The 21,837-nt window shown below is 43.5% G+C and carries 21 protein-coding genes; 10 read left to right on the top strand and 11 right to left on the bottom strand.

Annotated elements, in window-relative coordinates:
* The first annotated feature begins 365 nt into the window (after window positions 1-365).
* From CBX98_RS10010 to CBX98_RS10020, 3 genes are all read left to right on the top strand, one after another.
* Window positions 366-1,343 carry a porin gene (locus tag CBX98_RS10010; RefSeq protein ID WP_046873714.1) on the top strand — a complete coding sequence of 326 codons (978 nt, stop codon included), beginning with the start codon at window positions 366-368 and terminating at the stop codon, window positions 1,341-1,343.
* A 465-nt stretch (window positions 1,344-1,808) separates the two neighbouring features.
* A complete protein-coding gene (locus CBX98_RS10015; protein WP_172605949.1) occupies window positions 1,809-2,666 on the top strand; it encodes a DMT family transporter in 858 nt (285 codons plus the stop codon).
* Window positions 2,667-2,710: 44 nt separating this feature from the next.
* Window positions 2,711-3,325: a glutaredoxin gene (locus tag CBX98_RS10020; protein ID WP_109169117.1), complete on the top strand. Its 615-nt coding sequence runs from the start codon at window positions 2,711-2,713 to the stop codon at window positions 3,323-3,325.
* A gap of 126 nt (window positions 3,326-3,451) precedes the next feature.
* Here the strand turns inward: CBX98_RS10020 and CBX98_RS26790 are convergent, their stop codons facing one another.
* From CBX98_RS26790 to CBX98_RS10035, 3 genes are all read right to left on the bottom strand, one after another.
* Window positions 3,452-3,586: a hypothetical protein gene (locus CBX98_RS26790; protein ID WP_005391196.1), complete on the bottom strand. Its 135-nt coding sequence runs from the start codon at window positions 3,584-3,586 to the stop codon at window positions 3,452-3,454.
* A 133-nt stretch (window positions 3,587-3,719) separates the two neighbouring features.
* Window positions 3,720-4,067, bottom strand: coding sequence for a hypothetical protein (locus CBX98_RS10030; RefSeq protein ID WP_005391198.1), 348 nt, complete (start codon window positions 4,065-4,067; stop codon window positions 3,720-3,722).
* 178 nt (window positions 4,068-4,245) lie between these two features.
* The gene (locus CBX98_RS10035) at window positions 4,246-5,439 is read right to left on the bottom strand and encodes a multidrug effflux MFS transporter (RefSeq protein WP_109169118.1); all 1,194 of its coding nucleotides are present in this window, start codon (window positions 5,437-5,439) and stop codon (window positions 4,246-4,248) included.
* 105 nt (window positions 5,440-5,544) lie between these two features.
* Here CBX98_RS10035 and CBX98_RS10040 point away from each other — a divergent pair, with 105 nt between their 5' ends.
* Window positions 5,545-6,432 (top strand): LysR family transcriptional regulator, encoded by an 888-nt coding sequence (locus CBX98_RS10040; RefSeq protein ID WP_005391202.1) that lies wholly within the window; start codon window positions 5,545-5,547, stop codon window positions 6,430-6,432.
* Between the two features lie 183 nt (window positions 6,433-6,615).
* The gene (locus CBX98_RS10045; protein ID WP_006742077.1) at window positions 6,616-8,436 is read left to right on the top strand and encodes a GGDEF domain-containing phosphodiesterase; all 1,821 of its coding nucleotides are present in this window, start codon (window positions 6,616-6,618) and stop codon (window positions 8,434-8,436) included.
* Between the two features lie 107 nt (window positions 8,437-8,543).
* Here CBX98_RS10045 and CBX98_RS10050 read toward each other — a convergent pair whose 3' ends face one another.
* Together CBX98_RS10050 and CBX98_RS10055 are read right to left on the bottom strand one after the other, a co-directional pair.
* Entirely contained in the window at window positions 8,544-9,827 is a 1,284-nt protein-coding gene (locus CBX98_RS10050; protein WP_031780190.1) for a peptidoglycan DD-metalloendopeptidase family protein, read from the bottom strand.
* A gap of 124 nt (window positions 9,828-9,951) precedes the next feature.
* Window positions 9,952-10,581, bottom strand: coding sequence for a hypothetical protein (locus CBX98_RS10055; RefSeq protein ID WP_109169119.1), 630 nt, complete (start codon window positions 10,579-10,581; stop codon window positions 9,952-9,954).
* 202 nt (window positions 10,582-10,783) lie between these two features.
* On the opposite strand from CBX98_RS10055, the gene CBX98_RS10060 reads away from it, so the two are divergent.
* From CBX98_RS10060 to CBX98_RS10080, 4 genes are all read left to right on the top strand, one after another.
* On the top strand, window positions 10,784-11,185 hold the full coding sequence (locus tag CBX98_RS10060; RefSeq protein WP_109169120.1) for a GFA family protein: 402 nt from the start codon (window positions 10,784-10,786) through the stop codon (window positions 11,183-11,185).
* 152 nt (window positions 11,186-11,337) lie between these two features.
* Window positions 11,338-12,009 carry a YoaK family protein gene (locus CBX98_RS10065; RefSeq protein WP_005391213.1) on the top strand — a complete coding sequence of 224 codons (672 nt, stop codon included), beginning with the start codon at window positions 11,338-11,340 and terminating at the stop codon, window positions 12,007-12,009.
* A gap of 454 nt (window positions 12,010-12,463) precedes the next feature.
* Window positions 12,464-13,828: a YjiH family protein gene (locus CBX98_RS10075; protein WP_109169121.1), complete on the top strand. Its 1,365-nt coding sequence runs from the start codon at window positions 12,464-12,466 to the stop codon at window positions 13,826-13,828.
* 446 nt (window positions 13,829-14,274) lie between these two features.
* Window positions 14,275-16,146 carry a methyl-accepting chemotaxis protein gene (locus CBX98_RS10080; protein ID WP_109169122.1) on the top strand — a complete coding sequence of 624 codons (1,872 nt, stop codon included), beginning with the start codon at window positions 14,275-14,277 and terminating at the stop codon, window positions 16,144-16,146.
* A gap of 153 nt (window positions 16,147-16,299) precedes the next feature.
* Here the strand turns inward: CBX98_RS10080 and CBX98_RS10085 are convergent, their stop codons facing one another.
* The 3 genes from CBX98_RS10085 to CBX98_RS10095 form a co-directional block, all read right to left on the bottom strand.
* Complete coding sequence (locus CBX98_RS10085) at window positions 16,300-16,641, bottom strand: hypothetical protein (protein WP_081441257.1); 342 nt, start codon at window positions 16,639-16,641, stop codon at window positions 16,300-16,302.
* A gap of 235 nt (window positions 16,642-16,876) precedes the next feature.
* Entirely contained in the window at window positions 16,877-18,034 is a 1,158-nt protein-coding gene (locus CBX98_RS10090; protein ID WP_109169123.1) for an aromatic amino acid transport family protein, read from the bottom strand.
* A gap of 712 nt (window positions 18,035-18,746) precedes the next feature.
* Window positions 18,747-19,058: a hypothetical protein gene (locus tag CBX98_RS10095; RefSeq protein ID WP_006742087.1), complete on the bottom strand. Its 312-nt coding sequence runs from the start codon at window positions 19,056-19,058 to the stop codon at window positions 18,747-18,749.
* 141 nt (window positions 19,059-19,199) lie between these two features.
* Between CBX98_RS10095 and CBX98_RS10100 the strand changes: the two genes are divergently transcribed.
* A complete protein-coding gene (locus CBX98_RS10100) occupies window positions 19,200-19,535 on the top strand; it encodes a helix-turn-helix transcriptional regulator (RefSeq protein WP_048625270.1) in 336 nt (111 codons plus the stop codon).
* Window positions 19,536-19,750: 215 nt separating this feature from the next.
* Here the strand turns inward: CBX98_RS10100 and CBX98_RS10105 are convergent, their stop codons facing one another.
* From CBX98_RS10105 to CBX98_RS10115, 3 genes are read right to left on the bottom strand one after another with little or no spacing between them, the layout of a single operon-like run.
* A complete protein-coding gene (locus CBX98_RS10105) occupies window positions 19,751-20,497 on the bottom strand; it encodes a phosphatase (RefSeq protein ID WP_109169124.1) in 747 nt (248 codons plus the stop codon).
* 25 nt (window positions 20,498-20,522) lie between these two features.
* Window positions 20,523-21,257, bottom strand: a complete 735-nt coding sequence (locus CBX98_RS10110; protein ID WP_005391222.1) for a nucleoside/nucleotide kinase family protein — start codon at window positions 21,255-21,257, stop codon at window positions 20,523-20,525.
* A gap of 9 nt (window positions 21,258-21,266) precedes the next feature.
* Window positions 21,267-21,785 (bottom strand): MltR family transcriptional regulator, encoded by a 519-nt coding sequence (locus CBX98_RS10115; RefSeq protein ID WP_031780192.1) that lies wholly within the window; start codon window positions 21,783-21,785, stop codon window positions 21,267-21,269.
* Window positions 21,786-21,837 lie beyond the last annotated feature (52 nt).

Here is a 21,837-nt window from a genome sequence, read left to right on the forward strand (position 1 = left end):
GGTGTAAAAACCTTACAAAAAGAAATGATTTAACGAGATAGTGCTAACAAATACTTGATGAACCCCAACTTTTGAAAATAACTTTCCCGTCAAAATGAAATATTTACTTACATTTTGGAACCAAAATAGGTTCAGGAACTTTTTGAAAAAAGCACGGTCTCCAATAGAAGGCAGAAAAACCTCAAAAAAGATAAAACCTTTCTTTTTATAAGAGATATAAGAAGGGGCACTTATTCTCGCCAGCAATAAAAGTGCAATCAAATCATAACTTAACAGAAATCTATCTTTCATTTTCAGCGTTTACCTTAGCGTCATCAACACATCGGGCAAGAAAGCCCATCGATTACAACTAGGGTAATAAGAAAATGAAAAAGGCAGCACTAACTACTGCAATTCTTACAGCATTGGTATCAGCACCATCATTCGCAGCAACAGTATACAAAAACGACGGTACTGAATTAAAAGTTGGCGGCCGCGTTGAGTTCCGTGGTGACTTCATCGGTTCAGGTGGTGCTGAAGTTGAAGGCTCAATGGAAGATAAAAGCCGCGCTCGTCTTAATCTAAAAGGTAAAACGGACATCGGCAATGGCCTTTCTGCATTCGGTGTTTACGAAGCCGAGCAAAAAACGGGCAAGAGTGAATTCAAAAACCGCTACATGTATGCAGGTGTCGACTCTGATATCGGTGCTTTCTCTGTAGGTCGTCAAGACATGGCTGCAGTCATCATCTCTGACATGACGGATATCACTGAGTTCTCTGGTGTTCAGCAAGTTATCGATTCGTCTTCTGATAAGCAAGACAGCGTTTTCGCATACCGTGGTGCGTTTGATGCGCTACAACTGCAAGCAACCTACCAAGCAAACTCTAGCGATAACGAAGATAAATACGGCATCTCTGGAATGTACTCACTACCAATGGGCCTCGACTTTGGTCTTGCATATTCTGGTGGCGACGTAAATAAAGACAACTCTGAAGATCAAATTCTAGGTGGTATCGCCTACTCGATGGATAACCTATACCTAGCAGGTACTTATTCTCAAGGTTCCCTGACTGACGCTGAAGACTTTACGGCTTACGAGCTAGTCGCAAGCTACAAAGTAGCAAGCAAAGTGACACTTGCAGCTCTATACACAGCTCAAGAGAATGATCCAGACAACAGTTCAAAGTACGACACCGTTGAAGGTATCGAGCTTGTTGGTTACTACAAACTAAACAGTAACTTCCGTACTTACCTGTCTTACTACATCAACCAACTCGATGAAAAGAAGGATGTAGTAGATGGTAAAGTGAAAGTGGTTCAAGGTGAAGACACACTACGTCTAGGCGTACGTTACGATTTCTAATTCACTCTTGTCCTAAGAGCGAGTCCAATTGGCCAGCATGCTTGCTGGCCATTTTTTTGTGTAACCCAAGATAACTCGATAAATTTTCACACTATCCAAGCATCGCTCTGCAATGAAAAACGAGCGTAGTGACTCCTGCCTCTGCCCTCTTTTAATGCGATTTGTCACTAAGTTAGTGCATTTCTCCTAATAGCCAACCGAACTAAAATAAAAAGACAATTAAAATCAAATAGATAAAAATTGGCACGCGTTCTGCAGTATTATTTATGCAAATGCATGGCAGCGTTTGTGCTTCTCGTTCTTTGTACCTGTTATAACAGGCACGTCCTTTGAATTGGTAATGTCGCCTCCCTCTGGGAGGCATTTTTTTATTGGCGCGAAAAACAATAGGACGTATGATCCCGCCACCTCTATCAAACTGGAATTTTTCAATTGAATCATCATCCTGTTCAAGGTGCGTCCTGGATGCTAACAGCTGGCTTGGCATTCGCCATAGTGAACAGCTTCGCCCAAATTGCTAGCATCAACTTTGGTGTCTCTTCCACCACATTCGCATTATTCCAATACGCTATTGCCTTATTTGTCATTCTGCCCTATCTGCGTACACTTGGAATTAGACGCTCACTAAGAACCCAACACTTTGGTTGGCATGCCTTCCGTATTTTTCTCTCTGTTATCGGGATTCAGCTTTGGCTTTGGGCACTCGCTTATCCAGTTCCGATTTGGCAAGGCATTGCGCTGCTGATGACCTCTCCGTTATTTGCAACGGTTGGATCTGGCTTGTTACTCAAAGAGAAAGTAGGTACTGCACGCTGGTTAGCAACATTAACAGGGTTCGTTGGTGCTATGATCATTCTTGAGCCGTGGGCAGATTCATTTACATGGGCGACCCTGCTTCCTGTTGGCGCCGCATTTTTCTGGGCAGCGTATTCTCTGATGGTAAAGAAAATGTCGGTCAACGATCCGCCTTCAACCATGGTTGTCTATTTATTACTGCTGATAACGCCGTTTAATATCTTATTGGCAATACCGACATTTACTATGCCAAATACCTGGACGATATGGGGCGTACTTTTAGCCGCAGGCGCGCTTACAGCACTCGCTCAATGGGCTATCGTTAAAGCATATGCAGTAGCAGACGCCTCGTTTGTGCAACCATTTGATCACGCAAAGCTGCCTTTGAATGTCGTTGCTGGCTGGTTGGTGTTTGGCTGGGTACCACCTGGTCGTTTATGGCTAGGCGCCGCGATTATTATTGCCTCCATTGCGTTTATTACGCACTGGGAAGCGAAAAAGACAAAGCAAGTTGAAAGAAAAGTCTAATTTCGAGGTTCTATATTTTCAGGAAAGGAAATGAGGAACACCATATGAGTCAACCAATCAAAATTACACTGTACCGCTGGGCTGGTAGTTGGGGTCCATTCAAAGTCAATATTCCTTGTGGTGAATGTACGTTAACTAAAGATATTTTGACGGATACTTTTAAAAACGAACTCGCTGATGTCCCCGTTGAACTGGAAGTAAAAGATTGGTTATCACATTGGTGGGAACCATTAAAAGCAGGGGCCTGGCATGCACCGATTCTTCTTGTCGAAGGAAAACTGGTCAGCCAAGGAGAAGCGCTAAACCGGGGCGTGCTTGTGCAATCAGTTATCGCTGAATGGGTCAAACGCGATGAGCTAAAAGGCAACATTGTTTATGGTAAAGCCACCTGCCCTTACTGTGTCAAAGCGAAACAACTACTTGACGATGCTGGTGTTCAATACGAGTATCATGACGTGGTTAAAGACAGCGCTGCTTTGTATCGCATGATCCCCGAAGTAAAGGCCATCATTGGAGAAAAAACGCCGGTAACAGTGCCGCAGATCTGGTTGGATGGAAAGTATGTTGGAGGCGCTGACGATTTAGAAAAGTGGTTAGCAGCAAAGGGGCTAGATAAAGTGCCTAATAATGTCGTGGAGATACCAAGCCAATCCGCTTAGCGTTTGATTCAAATGCCACCCGTCTTTGAGTAGTGGTTTACCAATGTTGTTCAATATGTAGGCTGCCACTAAAAACAAGACAGATAAAAGCAAAAAGCCCTGATTCTTCAATCAGGGCTTTTTAAATTATTTCGCCAGTTTTTTCATAACACGAGCAAAAACAGAAGCTTTTTTCTTCTTCGCTTTACCGTAAAGCGCTTTGTGCATCGCGTCTTTTGCAATCATCTGGCCAATATAAGCACCACCAAGTTCGTTACCCATGACCTTCTCCTGAATGTATTGACTTAACTATGTTGTAATTTTACACCACAATTAGATAAAAACAAGACTGATGTCACATTTATTTTGTAATTAACTTTCAGGTTAATTCTGATTACTTTTTCGAAACGGGCGCCTATCGCTTAGGTTGCTGGTATGTTTTACCCGCTGCGACGTACGTATCTTTCTGTTTGATTTCAAAGAATGTTTCAAAGAACCACGCAGCAAATTTGATCAAGTGATCGCCTTCATTCATGACGTGCTCCACGTATTCTTGCTCTTCTCCGGACTCGTCTTCTTGAGTGGTAATATGGTAAATACGTTTCTCGCCATCAACTTCTGCAAGACCAAACTGACCCGTCAGGGATTGTGCCGCTTGTGCAACTTCTTCTTCCTCACACGCCTTCAAGACTTCGAGTGCCTTTGGCATGCTTTCTTGCTGAGTAATTTCTTTTACCAGTGTTTCAAATTCGTTTTGTTGCATTCTTTCACCTAACGATTAGAGATCGGATAGTCATATGGGCAGAAATGTATCCCCAAGCTTGAGAGGAGCATCAGGCATTGCCCTCTTCCTCTCAAACTGAGTCATTCAATATACACAATGATCCTGACTTAATTTAGCAGCGCATTTTAGAAAGCTGCCTCTTTCGTTGCAAGTATATTCAGGTGGAAGTTTCTGCTTGAATCGTCCCTTTAGGGACTTTACGAAATTGACTCAATGCAAGCACACAGCAAGAAAGTAACGCAATAAACAAATAAAACACCCCAAGCTGGTTTTGATTCGTGACCCAAGAATCTACCAAGTATCCGCCAAACAAACCAGCTAAACACATTTGAATTGATCCAGATAGCGCAGAAACCGCTCCGGCCTGTTGCTTATGTGGCGACAGCAACAAACTAATTGATACCGGAAACGACATGCCTTGGGCAAAACTTAAACACGTAAATGCCACTAGTAATGAAAATACACTGAAGGATGTAACCAACAACATGAAGCCAGCAATAGCAACAATCGCGAAACTCATCAGCAAGATTTGCTGAGCTTTGTAACGAGCGTTGATCAAATTAAGCACCAAGCTACCCGTCAGCAAACCAACTGACGGTATGATCATCAAAGAACCGTAATCTGCCGCCGTTAAGCCTAACTCTTGTTGCATTAAAAATGGATACAAGGAGAGCGTAACCAGAGCCGATAAATAACTAAGCCAGTTGTAGCTCGCACTACCAATCACTTGAGTATTCGTTAACAGGCGCAAATAATTTGCACTCACCTGGCCTACTTTAAATTTTCGCTTCGGGTAAGGCAGCGTTTCTGGCAGCACCAATAAACCAAGCGTAAAAATTGCCATTAAGTAAATCAGCACAAACACAAAGACAGCATGCCAGCTCAGGTGAAAAGCAATCCAACCACCAAACAGCGGAGCAATAATTGGCATCACAGATGCCGTGACTGAAATATAAGATAGCGCTTTGGTTAATTGCATACCGTCATAACTGTCACGCAATACGGAGCGACCAAGCACCGAGGCACTGCCCGCTCCCAAACCTTGAAGTAACCGCCCCGCTTCAAGAGCAATAATGTTGTCCGAAAAGGCGATACACATAACCGTACCAACTAGGTACACACTTTGGCCCAGAATAAATACTGGTCGACGACCAATCGCATCAGACAATGGGCCATAAAACAGCTGAGAGATACCGAAGCCAACGAGAAATAGTGTGACGAGATTCTGAATCGAATGTTGCGGCAAATTCAAGTCATGACCAATCAATGGCAAAGAAGGAAGATAAATACTAACGCCAACTTGGCCTGTGGCAATGATCATCATCGCTAATAACAATGGTGTTTTACGCAAACGTTCCTCCTACTTTGTGACAGATTGATGGCAAACAGTGTATATTTGATACTCAAAGATGATAATCAGCTAAGTTGGAAAGGAATTAATTCCCAAGGAGACATAATGGACTGGATTCAAAGCGTGAAGAGTTATATTCGTGTGGTCGAAGAAGGTAGCTTTAATGCCGCAGCGCGGAAACTCAATACTACCAGCTCAGCTATCAGTAAACGAGTTCAATGGCTAGAAGATAAAATTGGCGTTCAGCTACTTAAACGCACGACCCGCTCTATTAGCCAAACCGAAGCTGGTGCGCTGTTTTATCAACGAGCAAAAAATCAGTTGGATTCATGGCAATCAGTATTAGATGAAACTCGCTCAGTCAATCAATCACCAGCGGGGTTATTGAAAATTGGCGCGACACTGGCGGTTGGTTCTAAGTTTTTGGTGCATTACCTAGATGATTTTCTTGAGAAATATCCAGACATCACGCTTCAATTAACGACAACGCTACCAGGCCAATTGCCAGAGCTAAGCTTAGACCTGTTTATTAGCCGGGAATTAGAGCAACTGAACTCTCTGAGTTTCAAAGCCACTGCGCTTTTCGAACATAAAGCCCAGTTTTACGCTGCGCCTAGTTACCTAAAAAAATACGGCACCCCACAATGCGTTGAGGATCTGACAGAGCATAATGTCCTGATTTGGGGTGAAAAGCCCTCACGAGAAATCAAAACCAATCGAGGTAAACGTATCAGCTTGTCCGGTAACTTTGCCACGACTAACCCAGAAGCGCTGTTTCATGGTGCCAAAAGAGGCATGGGTATTCTGATGACGAATAACGTCATGATCAAAGATGATCTCAAATCCGGAGCTTTAGTTCCTATCTTGCCCGATATCACAGCGGATAAAGCCACTGTATATGCCTACTATCCAAAGCTGGATTATCAGCATACCCGAACTAAGCTGTTCCTCGATTATCTCAAATCGCGATTAGAAGAGGAGAAGCGCGCCTAGCTTAGCGTTTTTATCGCTATACCTTTAAAAGGTTCAAGCATAAAAACATGAAAATAATGATTTGTTCGTTCACAAAATTTGAAAAATTCGCCTTAGTAACCGATAGTTTATTTGATGCATATCAAATAATAATTCTTCGTGTCTCACACGATATGGTAATCACAACGCTAGGTGAAATGCTCAATGGGTCAGGTACAAATCAGTTTCCACAAAATTGATGAAATATTGAAGCTAAACGGCACGGCTCAGCTAAACCGAGTCACGTTAGATATTCATCAACAATTGCAGAGCCATTGCACTTGCGTTGTAGAAGTTGCGCATCTTCAACATTCGGCTCATACCATCTCCTTCGCTAGCAATGGAAAAATTACAGACAATCTAAGCTACCACCTTTCAGGCACCCCCTGTGAAAAAGTGGCGAAAGACATTGGCGAACATATTTTCTATCAGGACCAAGTTTACAAACGCTTTCCTGAAGATCAGATGTTTCAAGAGGATGGTATTCAAGCTTACATTGGTCTGCCATTAAAGACACAAAATGGCGAGGTTCTGGGAATTTTATTGTCCACCTTTACCCGAAGCATCCACGCTAAGGAAGCGCAAGATATCCTCGACTTCCACCGCTTTTATGCCAATGTCATTATTCACAGCTTACGTGAAAAGTGGGTCAGTGAACGTTCAGATAAGCTTCTTAATCAGCTTAGCTATGAAGTATCGCATGATAACCTAACTGGGCTGCTCAACCGTAGCTGCTTAGCTGATACCTTGGAGACATTGACGCAACAGGCCACTCGTCCATTCAGTTTGGCTTACCTAGACATCGATAACTTCAAATCGATCAATGATATCAACGGAAACTACATCGGCGACCAAATTATTAAGTTTACGGCAAACGCCATTCAACAAAGCTTGTCATCGCCAAACAACGCTTTTCGTGTCGCTGGAGATGAATTCGCCTTCATTACTTACGACGAAGATCCTGTCGCCGTGTGTCAGGAAGTACTCGACAAAATTGAAAGCGGCTACAGCGACAAATCTAACCGAATTTCTTTCACTGTTAGTATTGGTATCGCGCGCGCACCAGTACATATGTTGAACAGCGATGAGCTGATTTTGAATGCCAGTCTCGCTCTCAAAGACTGTAAAAAACATCGCGATACACGAATTCAGCATTACGACACACACCTTAGCGCCCTTTATCACCGTAGAACGCAGCTTATTGAAGCTATGCGCATTCAACTTAGCGCTGACATACATGATAGCGAAGAGTTGTATGTCGTTGTTCAGCCAATCGTAGATATCACAAGCGATCGCTGGAATTACTTTGAAATCCTAGCCCGCTGGAACAGCAATGTTTACGGAAACATCTCCCCTGCGGAATTCATTGAAGCTGCCGAACAATCAGGCCTGATTATCGAGTTGGGTGAACGTATTATTGAACTCGCATGTATCGCAAAACAAGAGCTAGAAGCCAACTTAGGATACAAAGTCAAACTCTCTATCAATTGCTCTGCGTATGAGCTGGTAGACTCTAACCGCTATATTAACCACCTAACTAACATGGTTGAAAAGTATCAGCATGAAGCAAAAGACTTTGTTATAGAGCTCACCGAGACCGTTTTACTCTCGCAAAGTGGCCGTGAACAGATGGTACTTAACTCATTGCGGTACTTAGGTTTTAAGGTCGCGTTGGATGATTTTGGTACGGGCTACTCAAGCTTGAACTATATACACAATTATCCGATTGATAGCATTAAAATCGATGCAACCTTCGTTCAAAACATGCTCTCAAATACAACCTCTGAACAAGTGGTGTTTTTGATAGCGCAATTAGCAGAACTGCTTGATGTGGATTTGATTGCCGAAGGCGTAGAAGACGATAGAGCACTACAAAAGTTAATTGAAATGGGCTGCCACTACATTCAAGGCTATTTCTACTCTCGCCCACACAGTGTTGATGAAATCGTACACCTGATAAATGAACGTGAAGTGCGGAGCGCCTAAGAGCTCTAAACAATCGATGGTCATGGAATGTAAATCTAGTTAATGCACAAAGTAAAAGAGACCAAGCTATTCTTAGTCTCTTTTTATTTTTTGAGCGAAGTACTTTGTTACAGCACTGCTTTCTCTTTATCGCGTAATAGCTTATCCATTTCATCTCTGTTCGCGACAAAGGTTGCCATCTCTTTCTTAGGAACAGAGCTCGCCATTGGGATGTTTGCTCGCATAGCGTTAACTGGACGGCCGTATTCAATCAATTCATAGTGAAGGTGTGGCCCTGTCACTCGACCTGTTTTGCCGGAAAGACCGATACGCTGGCCTCGAGAAACCTTTTGCCCTTTTTTCACCAGAATCTTACTTAGGTGTAAGTAACGGGTTTTGTATTTGCTGCCGTGCTCAACAACCACGTAGTTACCCGCATAAGGGTGTTTACGAGTCATGATCACTGTACCGTCACCAGTAGAAACGACTGGAGTACCGGTTGGTACGGCAAAGTCAGTACCGTTGTGCGGCGCGACACGCCCCGTTACTGGATGTAAACGATTAGGATTGAAGCCAGAACTGATACGCCAACGGCTACTTACAGGATAACGCTGGAATGCGCGCTGCAAGCTCTCGCCTTTAGCATTGTAGAATTGACCATCGGTATGAAGGTAAGCTGTGATTTCACGTCCACGATTGTAGATCTTAATCGCCTCAATTTCGTTCTTGCCCGTTGGTACACCATTGATGCTTTGCGAACGACGAACGACTTCAAATCGATCACCTGCACGAAGATCACGCCCAAAGTTGAGCTGCTCTTTGAGTAAGCTCACAACTTGACTCACTTCTGCCGACGTTAGACCTAGTCGACTTGCAGAAGAAGAGAAACTGCCTTGAATAACACCAACCAATGGTTCTTGGCTCCACACGCCAGGTATCGAGATATCGGTAAAGTCATAGCTACCATCACTATTTAGTTGGTAGACCACTTTATCTGCAATAGAAAATTGCAATTCCATTTTCTCTAACTCGCCTGTCGCATCATCACGCCAAAAGCGGAGCGTGTTGCCCGGCTTTAGTGTATCAAGTGCAAGGTAGTTCAAATCCGTTTCCATTACTTTCATTAACGAGCTGTAACCGAAACCGAGCTGGCTAAAAATAGTGCTTAGGTTGTCACCTGCTTGGATTTGATATTCGAAGTTCGGGGGAGTGACAACTTCGGCAGTTGTCGCATCAAGAATTTTTTCAACGACCTGAGATTCAGGCAGGTTCAATGCGATGGTTTTGGTTAAAGATGACTCTTTGAGAGAGTGAGAAACACCAATCGCAACTAAAACTGGCAAGGAGTATAACAGCAGCGCTCTACGACTTGTCAGATTCGGCAACCGTCTTGTAATTTCATTTGTAGACACGGGAATTACTATCTCCTTTCAAACAAGGCTCATAGCTTATGCATTCCCGTATAAGAAATCACTATGAAATTTCGAGATCTAGCGCAGAAAACACTGAATTTTTACAGAACTCAAAAAAAATTCATCACTGTTGCATATGTAAGTTATTCCCTACACGCTTTAATGTGGATGAATTTAATTGATTTGGCGTATCTGCCATTGCTTGATCGTCACCATGCGCTAAATATGAAAGCGTGATAATGGCATCACTTTCCCATGTGATTTGGGTAAATTTAACGCGATCACCGACAAAAATACTGTCTAAAAGGACAACTCGGCTCGGCACGGGGTCAAACTTGAACAAGCCAACATAGTTAAACGAACCGCTACCTTGTGTCGTTACAATCATCGGTGCAGTAATCCATGAAACACCCTCAATTTCACGCTGACTAATAAACGCAGTTGGAACGAGTACCTGACCTTTTGTCGCACCTGCGTCATAATCACCTATCAAATAGCCGTTTTCTTTATCCCACTCATCAAGAAAAGTGACCGCTCCCTGCTCTGGTACTTGAATCGTCCATGGGTTGCGTGAAGTAATTCCCAGCGTCTCTTGCACAATAACATTGGTTTCTGCTTCCGTTTGAGGGAACTTAGCCATGATCTCTTCATCAGACAAACTAAAGCGATAAACACCCGCGATCACAACCACGACCAATAATACGATCGGAATAAGAAGAATAAGTGGTATCGGCAGGATTCTTTTGTGAGCCATGAAGACTTCCTTGTTTAAAGGTATAAATGAAAAAGCGAGTATAGCATTGTATACCCAAATGATTTCATCCCTTCAGTGTTTCAAAATTAAACTAAACTGACTGTATCCAAATGATTTTCAAGCCCAGAGTTCATAACTGGCCACTGACACTGCTCTCAGTGTTCCAAATTCATTGGTGTATTGGGAAGAATAGGTAATCACGATGACAACAACCATTCATACATGCGAATGCGCTTGCGGTTTAGTTGAGCTCCGTTGTAAGGGAGAACCCATCCGTACATCTGTCTGCCATTGTTTTGAATGCCAAAAGCGGACAGGCAGTGTGTTTGGGGTACAGGCTCGCTTTGATAAAGAGCACGTAACCTTAAACGGTGAAGTCACCTGCTATACCCGAATGGGGGATGATGGCAGCGAGGTTCAGTATGAGTTTTGCCCTTCTTGCGGCACGACAATACGTTTATTGGTCTCTACATTTCCTGAAATCATGATCATTCCCGTCGGTCTTTTTACTGATAAAGAGTTCCACCAACCAACGGTTTCCATCTATGAGCAGAGGAAACATGGATGGGTGAGTTTCGAATGTACAATGGAACACATCAGGTAGGGGAAATCCCCCTCTATGTCGTTATCACGGTCAACGCAAAAGCTCTATAAATGAGATTTTTTTGAGAATGATCAACCGAGTTTTACTGTAAGGGGTTTCGTAACGCGGTGTGAGCGTTATAATCGGCTCCTAACATTTGGTGGGGTTTTATTGTGATTTCCAGACTTCCTCGTTGGGTGGAATATGGCGCGTTTCTACTTGCCCTTCTCGCGGGCTGCGTCAATGCCGTTGGTCTTCTCGGCTTTCAACATCAAGCGATAACACATCTTTCGGGAACCGTAACTCAGCTAGGGAACAGCTTGCTAACAGGTGTGGATAGCTCCATTCACCTGCTCTTCATCGTATTTAGCTTTTTGATCGGTGCTGCCTTTAGCGGCTTTTTTATTGAGAGCAGTGCGTTAAAACTAGGGCGAAGATATGGTGTTGCACTGTGCATAGAAGGGAGCTTGCTCCTACTCAGTTTGGGCTTTTTGGTGCAAGGGGATTTGTACGGCCAATATCTAGCGTCAGCAGCATGTGGATTACAAAACGCAATGATCACTACATTCAGCGGCGCAGTAGTCAGAACCACACATATGACTGGAATCATCACCGATCTGGGGATTATGATTGGAGAAAGCTTAAGAGGTCGTCAATTTGATCGACGTAAAGCAAAGCTATTCCTATTCATTTTCTTCGGATTCTTGCTTGGCGGTGTCGCAGGAGCCGCACTATTCGTGGTATATGGATTATATACGCTCGTCTTCCCTGCAATATTGGCTTTCGCTACGGCTCTGATCTACTGGAGTTACCTTTACGTGCTTAGTCGCCAACAAAAAGCATAAAATCTCGAACCGATTGAGGCCGAATGCTTCAATCGGTTATAGCTCAACTATCTCACCACTGCACATCATAATAAACGTTTTATCGTGTTGTAACGCAGCTAAAAACCTTATAGCAGCTAGGGCTAACAGGGCTTCAGGTAAAAAGTTAGTTAGATCAAAGTCACATTTGTTTACCGTTTTATTATTCCAGTCACAATGCGCCCCATAATTCTCTGCGCTGCTCGCGCTCCGTGCTACAATTTTCTAACACAAGCAACATATTCATATACACTTATACGTTATTTGACCAATTACCCGACAAATCGGCTGAATAACTAGATGTATTTAATGAATAGTATTGCAATGGATGCAGTTTGCGGGTACCCTCCGCAAAACTGTGATTAAATACGGATGTTTAGTGAATATTTATGTCATGGAAATGGCAAGTATTGACTAGTAGTAACACGAGACAACTATGCATAACACCACTAATGCTACTGAAGCTCCTAAGGGCAACTTTTGGATGTTTTTCATCCCTTCCCTAATCGGTCTTCTACTCTTTATGGCTCCGATCTCATACGATGGCGGCCTAACTATCCCTGTTGCGGTTATGGCAAAAGTCATCCCGGCAGTATTAGGCGATACCTTGATCGCTATCGTCACCAGTATCATCGCTTTCATGGCAGTAGCTTCTGTTCTTTGCAAAATTTTCAAGCCTGCAGCGATTTTACGTAATGGATTTTTAAACGGTCTTTTCAATCCATCGCCGCTTTGGCTTATTGTTCGCTTAATCGGCGGTGCAGCCGTATTAATGACATTCTTCCAAGTGGGTCCAAAAGCGATTTGGGAAGAAAACACAGGTGGCCTTGTTCTTACCAGTCTTCTACCAACTTTGTTTGCGGTGTTCATTTTTGCGGGCCTACTCCTTCCGCTTCTTCTGAACTTTGGTCTTCTTGAGCTGTTTGGCGCATTACTGAGTAAAATAATGCGCCCGGTATTCAACCTGCCTGGACGTAGCGCAATTGACTGTATGGCGTCTTGGTTAGGCGACGGCAGTGTTGGTATCTTGCTAACCAGCAAACAGTACGAAAATAAGTTCTATACTCAGCGTGAAGCCGCTGTTGTAGGGACAACGTTCTCAGCAGTATCGATCACGTTTAGCTTAGTGGTTATCGCTCAGGTACAGTTAGAGCATTTGTTCCTACCTTTCTACGGCGCAATCTGTTTAGCAGGTATTGTCGCTGCGGTTATCATTCCTCGCTTACCGCCGCTAAGCCTGAAGAAAGATCGCTACATTGATGGCAGCAACCCAGATAAAGATGCTGACGCCGTACCAGAAGGTCACACCACATTCTCATGGGGTATGGATCTAGCACTTAAGCGCGCGGGTCAGGTAACATCTGTTCAGTCGGTATTTAAAGAAGGCGTACATAACGCAATCGACATGGTGTTTGGTGTACTGCCTGTGGTTATGGGTCTGGGTACCGTGGCATTAGTGATTGCAGAGTACACGCCTGTATTTGAAATTCTAGGTCAGCCATTCATTCCATACCTAGAGCTACTGCAAATTCCAGAAGCTGTCGCCGCATCACAGACTATTGTTGTTGGCTTTGCGGATATGTTTATCCCGGCAATTTTAGCGGCATCAATTGATAATGAAATGACACGTTTTGTTATTGCAGCAATGTCAGTAACTCAGCTTATCTACATGTCAGAAGTTGGCGCCCTACTACTAGGCAGCAAAATTCCAGTAAACATTGTAGAACTGTTCGTTATTTTCATTCTGCGTACGCTAATCACATTACCTGTGATTGCTGGTGTTGCTCATCTGATTTTCTAAAATCAAAGCATCAATCAACAAAGGCTCCGCATTGTCGGGGCCTTTTTTATGTCTAAAACTCTATCTACAGCTCTATTCAGATCACTTAATTAGCAAACGCTCATAACTTACAACGAACAGCTCCAATCACGCCCCTTTTACGACAGTTAAGTCGCTCTCATCTCACCAATAACGCCAACCTTAATCACTATGCTTTACGCAATTCTTTTCATTATGACGCTTTCATTAACAGAGCGCACAAATCTGATCAAACTCACGGTTTTTGTCGTAACTTACCGTTTTGTTTAAATTTGGTTAAAAAAGACAACAAATAGACTCATGTTTTTGACAAAGATGTCGATAAAAAAGATAACCAAACACAATAGGTTTCTCTTGATGCCGAATTCACTCGTTTAAAAAGAGGTGAAAGCATAGTGAAGCCAACCGGGAGAATCAGAGGAAAGCTCATGAAATTTAGACATAAGGTTGTCACAGCCTCGTCATTTTTGCTGCTAATTACCGTGTCACTACTGTCGACGCAACAAGTTATGACGATCCGCTCCCAAACGCAGGAGCACATTGACTCGAGTGTGAACGAGATATTGACCAGTGTTGGAAATACCGTGCAATCAGAAATGAATGCTAAAAAGGATCTCGCTCGTTCTATTACTGAAGTTATCGAACTTAATCCAAGTTCACACAACTACGTTCAGAACATTCTTGAGCGACCAACACCAAAAGCCAGCTTTCTTGCGATTGGCTTTGGTTATGAAAGCAATGGCTTCGTGATTGAAAATGACGACGGCTGGGAAGCAGGACCAGACTACGATCCGCGTCAACGTCCTTGGTTCATCGCAGCTAAAAACAAAGGCGATTTGGTCGTAACAGACCCATACGTCGATGCGTCTTCAAAAAACGTCATCATCTCTGTTGGTACACCAGTAAAAGAAAACGGCCAGTTCTTAGCTGGTATGTTTTATGACCTCGAGCTCACTACCCTTTCAGACCTCGTCAACCAAGTGAATCTGTTTGACGCTGGTTACTTATTTTTGGTCACCGCTGATGGAACAACCATTGCTCACCCTCAAAGCAAATACAACGGTGAAAAAGTTGGTAGCTACCTACCACAGGTCGATCTTACACAATCAACGCAACACATTGAGATCGATGGCGATCGTTATATGATTAACTTGACTCACATCCCGGGCGAGAACTGGTACGTGGGTTCAGTTATTGATGAAGCTATCGCCTACTCTGCCGTAGGAGAGCTTCGCAACAGCGCTATTATTTATTCAATCATTGCCGTGATTGCTTCTGTTATTGCACTGACTCTGCTCATTCGCACACTCATGCGTCCGCTAGACACATTAAACAACGCGATTAAAGGTGTTGCGTCTGGGAAAGGCGATCTTACACAGCGCCTTGAAACTGATACTGACCAAGAATTCTCAGAGCTTGCTACAAACTTCAATACGTTCATGGAAAACTTGCAACAGCAAATTATTGAGTCGAAGAGTATTTCTGATCAAATTTTGAATGGCACTCAAATCACCGCTGAGGGTGCAAAAGATTCGGCTGGTGCTATTCAAACTCAGCTACAAGAGCTAGAACAATTAGCCACCGCGATGCACGAAATGTCTGTTACCGCGACTGAAGTTGCCAATAATGCGCAAGGCGCAGCAAGTGCAGCCAAAGAAGCTGATCAAGCAACGGTTGAGGGCTCTTCTGTGGTCGGTGAATCGACACAAACGATCAACATGCTTTCCGATAGCATTGACCTTGCTGTCGAAGAAGTGCAAGTGCTTGAATCTGCAACCGCCAACATCGAAACGATTCTAAAAGTCATCAACGATATTGCGGACCAAACGAACTTACTCGCGTTGAATGCCGCAATTGAGGCTGCACGTGCGGGAGAATCTGGCCGAGGCTTCGCCGTCGTTGCTGATGAAGTTCGTACACTGGCGCAACGAACTCAAGAATCAACAACAGAAATTCGTACTATGATTGAGCAGCTGCAATCTGGCGCATCATCTGTGGCAAATGCTATGCATCAAAGCAAGGGTAGCGCTGTAGAAGCCGTAGAAAAAGCAGACTTGGCAAACAACGCGCTACAATGTATTCGTGATGCGATTCAGCGTATTTCTGATATGAACTTACAAATCGCCTCAGCGGCGGAAGAACAAAGCTTAGTTGCGGAAGAGATCAACAACAATACGGTGAATATTAAAGACCTATCGACTCAAGTCGCCGAATCTGCAAATCGAACTAACGATGCTATGCAGGCACAGCAAGAAGATGTACATAAACAAGATCAAATATTAAACCGATTTACAGTCTAGTCTTCACCTAAACAAAAACAGCGAGCCAATGCTCGCTGTTTTTGTTTTTAGACCTCTATCGCAGTGGTATCTAGACTTAGAGCGCCTAGTTTTTAGTGTTGTTGCCACTCGGCTCAAAACTGTTATCACGCTTGCTATGCTGCCTTTCCCACTCTAGTTGAATTCAACATGGATATAGCGGTCATTGGAGCGACGATAATAACGATCATCCACTTTTAAATAGGTGAAATCTCCAATCTTTATGTAGGTACTATTACGAGGAATTCGGTCGTGGTAGTAGTAACTGCGTCTTGGTCGTCGAGACTCCACATAAATAACGTCACGATGTTTATACTTATGTTTATGCTTGTGCTTGCGTTTATGATGATGGTGATGCTCATGATGGTGATCATATCGATGACCATGCCTATGTTTCGGGTCAGCCATCACTTCTGTACTGAACACACCTAAAGACAATATAACGCCAACCATGGCAAAAGATAATTGCTTTGACACAACAGAGCCTCTTATTAATATCAATAGCAACATAATAGGTAAGTGAATCACTGCACATGTCAGCCTTTCGCCAAGGAGTTTTACTACAAGGTCAAAGCTTATCGTGATTATCAGAGAAAGGTAAAGTATCACTGATATTGATAACTTTTTAAGTCCTCTGTGTTTGGGTTATAAACACAAAAAAGCCGCCCGTTATACAACGGGCGGCTCAGTTTTTAAATAAGCTAGCGTGATTTTATACTGCTTGGGCAAACAGCAAGAAACAGCCGAATAGGAAGATCATGCTCATTCCCATTACGCCGCCACCAGCTTCATAAATACTGTCATCTTCTACTGGCACTCGACGTACTTTCATTGTCATTGATAATGGGACAAAGACCGCGAGAAACACAAGAATAATCCCCGCGTAGCTAAGAATAGCCAAGAAATGTTCTGGCGCATATACAGCACCTAGTAGTGGTAGCACAAAAGTAGTAACAAAAATCACTGGCTTACTTGCTTTCAGTAGGTCTGCATTTTGATCGTATAGCGCCATTGCCACACCTAAGAACGATGTTAACAGTGCTAACCCAGTGAACATGGATAGGATAAACTCCAAACCCTCGTATTGCTGACCTAATACCGAGATCAACTCCGTTACGTTGGAGTATTGAACAAGCTCATGAGGTGGTAGGTTACCGACAACTGCTAACAACCATAATAAGTAACAAACAAGCGGAATAGTTGAACCCACGATAATCATATTACGCAGTTGAGTTTTGCTCGCTTCTTTGTTGTAAGTTACAAGCGATGGGATCACGACCATAAAACCGAAACTGGTGAAAAGCACCGAGCTTGTCTTAATTAGCGCCATCTTATCGTCACTCACGACTTCATCAAGTCCCTCAAACGAGACGCTTGGTGCAAGCGCAAAAAGTGTCAGAATCAGCGCCACGATCATGCCTAGGAACAAACCGCGATTAAGCTTATCTACAACCCCTGTGCCTGCCGAAACAATGATACCGACTAAAAGAGTAAAACCGACTTGGCTTGCGATCGTAGATGTTGGCAGCCCAATTGAGGCTGTTACTTTTTGTACGAGATCACCCGCACCAATGATATAAGCCATCAATAGACAAACTAACAGGGCGTAAAGCAAGCTGTTGGTTACCAACTGGCCACCTTTACCTAGCGTTTCGCGAGCAATTGCATTCATGCTCGCGCCGCCGCCTACTTTGCAACTGGCCTCAAGAAGGAGCAGCGCAGCGTAAGTCGTCCCAGCCCAGATAAATAACATAAGAAGAGTGCCCCAGAGGAGGCCAAATTGAGCAAGCACCATTGGTATAGCAAGCATACCAGCGCCAAGAGCAGTACCTGCAACGATCAAGGAGCTGCCGACAAGTTTTAGGTTCACGGTTAATACCTCTAAATTCAATCCGTTTATTTCTCGCCAGTTGTGCTACATCCAAAGCACACCCAACAAAACGCTCTACTCAACCAAAATTTGGTTACAAGAGCACTATGTTACAAGAGCCTTGTATGGCTAAGAAAACATGCAGCAAAAGGTGGTTAATTCAATTGCACATGAACACTTGAGAGTCGTTTTGGGCGATGTCATCGTTGATGAAATGCGCACAACTTTGGGTTCGAAGCAAAATTGTTCATCTTAATTCATCAACCCCATTCGTCGTGAATGGATTTGGTTCGAAAAGATTGTAAGGCATAAGCAGGACGATTGAAAAGCAAAAGGTCAATCTTATAGCGATATATTTTAACAACTCTCCTCATTCACCTAAGATGTGTTGTTATTTTCATCACTAATCAGTCTTTTATCGCCTAATGAGAGTAAAAACGTGCTCAACCGCTCAACTTTGGATAGGTGTACAAATTAATTTACAGTTCAAGTAAAGGTGTTAGATTCCAGGGGCGTAGCCTAGATCGGACAATATCGCTATTATTCGCTGCGTACCGACACTGTTCGGTTCACATACCTCTAAACACTGATTTACGGTTCGAAACTATAGGTAAATGAGTGTCCGAATGCTGGGTGTGGTTCCCCAGCATTTGCATCCTTTCTTTTAGGTGTTATCCAAACTGTCTAAATCTAAGCTAGCTTGCCCATTCTATTAATACGCTTTATCTAACGCTCCGATGATATAAGTTAATGCTGAAACGCCCATATCCGCGACCTGCTTCTCAGTCACACTCATATTTTCATACGCAATCTGCAACTCTACCTCACCTATCGATTCTTTATGAAGATAAAGCTCTTTGTAGTTCATCAACCTCTGTTGAGACTGTCGAGTCAGAGCGACAACATTTTCTTTAGTGACACGATGCTGCTCATTAAGCTCGCTAAATAATTGATCTAAAATGCGTTGCATTTTGCGAATTGAGGATTTTGTCTCTATTGATTTGTATGATTGATACTTTTCCATTGAGTTTATAACTGACTAAAATATGTACATTTTTATTAGATAGCTATTCTTATACTGATTGCAAAACAGGTAAATATGAGATGGTTAAACTGGTCCACTTCTTGCTTTATTTAGGTCAAAACTGTCCTTTCAGGAGAGCACATGCAGGTCGACCCTATTATTGAAGCACTGATTGCGAGAAGAAAAGCGAGTGGCCTCTCCCGTGAACAAATGGCAAACATCGCAGGGATGAGTGTGAAAACGTATCAACGGATAGAGCGTGGAGAATCCGACCTGAAACTTTCCCAATATCGCTCCATACTGCGCTCTCTGCATTTGACCGATCTCGACATCGCATTGGATATAAGAGGCGTTCAACACGTAACAGCGGATGACCTAATGGCCGTTGCACGCTTGCTGTCTCCTGAAGCTCAGTCCCTACTTGTTCGCCTGTTATCGCTCGTTATTGAACAGCGGAACACAAAAAGCGGCTCATAACCTTATGACTGATTAAGAGCAATAAAATTCCCGCTCGGCCTATAATATTCTCGAATTATGGCCTTCGTTCCCTTTTTCATTGATTCCTCTTTTCACGCTTTATATGACAGTCGCGTTGTCTGTTCTACGCCTCCCCAAAACGAATAAAACCCGCTGCTTGGCGGGTTTTAGGGCTGTATAAGAAAATACTTCGTTTAATGTGTTTGGGATTTTACTTAGTAAAAATCCTTAAACTCTGGAATCCTCGCCTTACCTCTCAGCAATAAGAAGTTCAAGAATCGGCTCGTCGACGTAGTGAGTATCTTCTCTTCTTCCACACCGTGTTTTTCCAGCAAAGCAATCGCCAAATCTAACTTAGAGATCTCTTCACAGAAGTGCGCATCAGATCCGGTACTGAAGTAAACGCCAATCTCTTTGCCCAGCTCGACAATGCGATCACAACGAGAATCACTGCCCTTACGGCTTTTGCCTGTCAAAGATGTATTGTTAACTTCAACCGCAACATTGTTCTCTTTAGCACAGCGCAGCACCTGTTCCATATCGAATGGGTAATTTGGGTTACCTAAGTGACCGAGAACATCCACCCTGCCGCTTTTAATAGCACTTATCAGAGCGGCAGTATGCTCAGCTTCGGTCGCGGGCTTGAATACGGGTTCATGGAAACTCGCAATCACCCAGTCAAGATGTTGGTCAGAGGAAGGTGGTAAGTCTATCTCCCCTTTCACATTCAGCGTGTTGGCTTCGACACCACGGAGAATACCTACATCGTGTAAAAAGCGGGGCAAAATTCTTTGATTATTGAAATGCCAGTAGTGAGGGGCTCCTGGCATTTCGGGAGCATGATCGGTGGTACAAAGAAGTTTTAGCCCCTTATTCTTCGCTGCCAATGCGTTCTCTAAAATGGTGCTGTAAGCATGTCCACTGGCAATAGTATGGGTGTGGCTATCAACGACGATATCCATGGTGACCTCCTAAGTTGTGGACGAATTATCGAATTTCGAACGAACCGTTTTGATTCAGAAACAGCGTGAGATCCGCTGGAATCGAGTGATTTAAAACCTTATCTACATTTACGGCATCTGAGTTCAAATAAAACTCCAATGCAGCTTCTGGCTCTGTACCACCACGAATCTTACGATTGACTAAACGCTCTTGTAGAAACTCAGGCTGTGTATCTACGAAGACGGTGAAATCGGCCAAACGATGCAGTTCATTCCACACCGGTTCATTAAGCAGTAACCAATTCCCCTCAACGACAACCACATTCCGATTTACCAAAATGGCGTCGTCGACTGGATCATGCAAATTGCGGTCGTAGTATGGCCATTTTGTATCTTTCATTTTGAGCTGTTTGAGCTTGTCGATAAGCTCCGTCAGATTAAATGTTTGATAGGACCCCTTAATACTGCGCAGAGGCACGAGCTCGCCATCTCGTTCAATCGTATTGTTGTCGAGGATCTCATTTGGATAGTGGAAACCATCAAACGGCAGCACTTGTAAAGGCTCTTGGCTTTCATCATGTTCAGAAAGATATTCCCAGAACGCAGCAAGGGTTGACTTACCGCTGCCCGGAGGGGCACACAAGAACACCACAATGCGTTCCTGCTTCTCATGATAAAGACGGGTAAATTTTTCGATAAGAGGTTGATGGATTCGCTTTACGTCGGCATCAGGAAAGGTAGCTTCGGTTTCAAAACCACTGACGTTTAAATTCACTTTCATGGTGAATCCTTATTGATTGATCTCCCCTTCGATTCTTTCTATCAACATTTCACACGACAGCTTCAACACTGTTTTGATGAGAGATTCGTATCTCATTTGCGAAAAGGACTCAAACGAAGAGAACTTAAGCTGATTGATCGACTCAAGATAAAAGCTGTCTTGCTGAGAAGAGAGTACCGCTTGGTTTTTGATGAAATCGTAAATCACGTCATCCGCGAATTCGACTTTCTCAGGTTGGCTAACCACGTACTCCAAGACCTGATCGTACAATCCGATATCGGCGTAAGTTTCCAAAGAGATTTTGCCCATCGCAAACATCAGCTTCGATACCACATCGGTTGTTGCTAACGGACCATCTTCTTTCAATAAAGGATCCACAGCATACTCCTTCACAAGGTCGTCTTGAACGAACACTTTCGGAAGCAGTGCTTTTAACTTGAGGTTAATTATTTTGTTAGAAACCTGAAGAAACGCAGTGGCATTTTCGCACTCGTCCAGTTTCTCCAGTAATTCATCTTCACGTGACAACGTATTATGACCTCTCCATTGTGTGGCAGCGCAAAGGCTACCACACAAATTC

This window comes from Vibrio sp. T9 (assembly GCF_003123985.1).
GTDB lineage: Bacteria > Pseudomonadota > Gammaproteobacteria > Enterobacterales > Vibrionaceae > Vibrio > Vibrio diabolicus.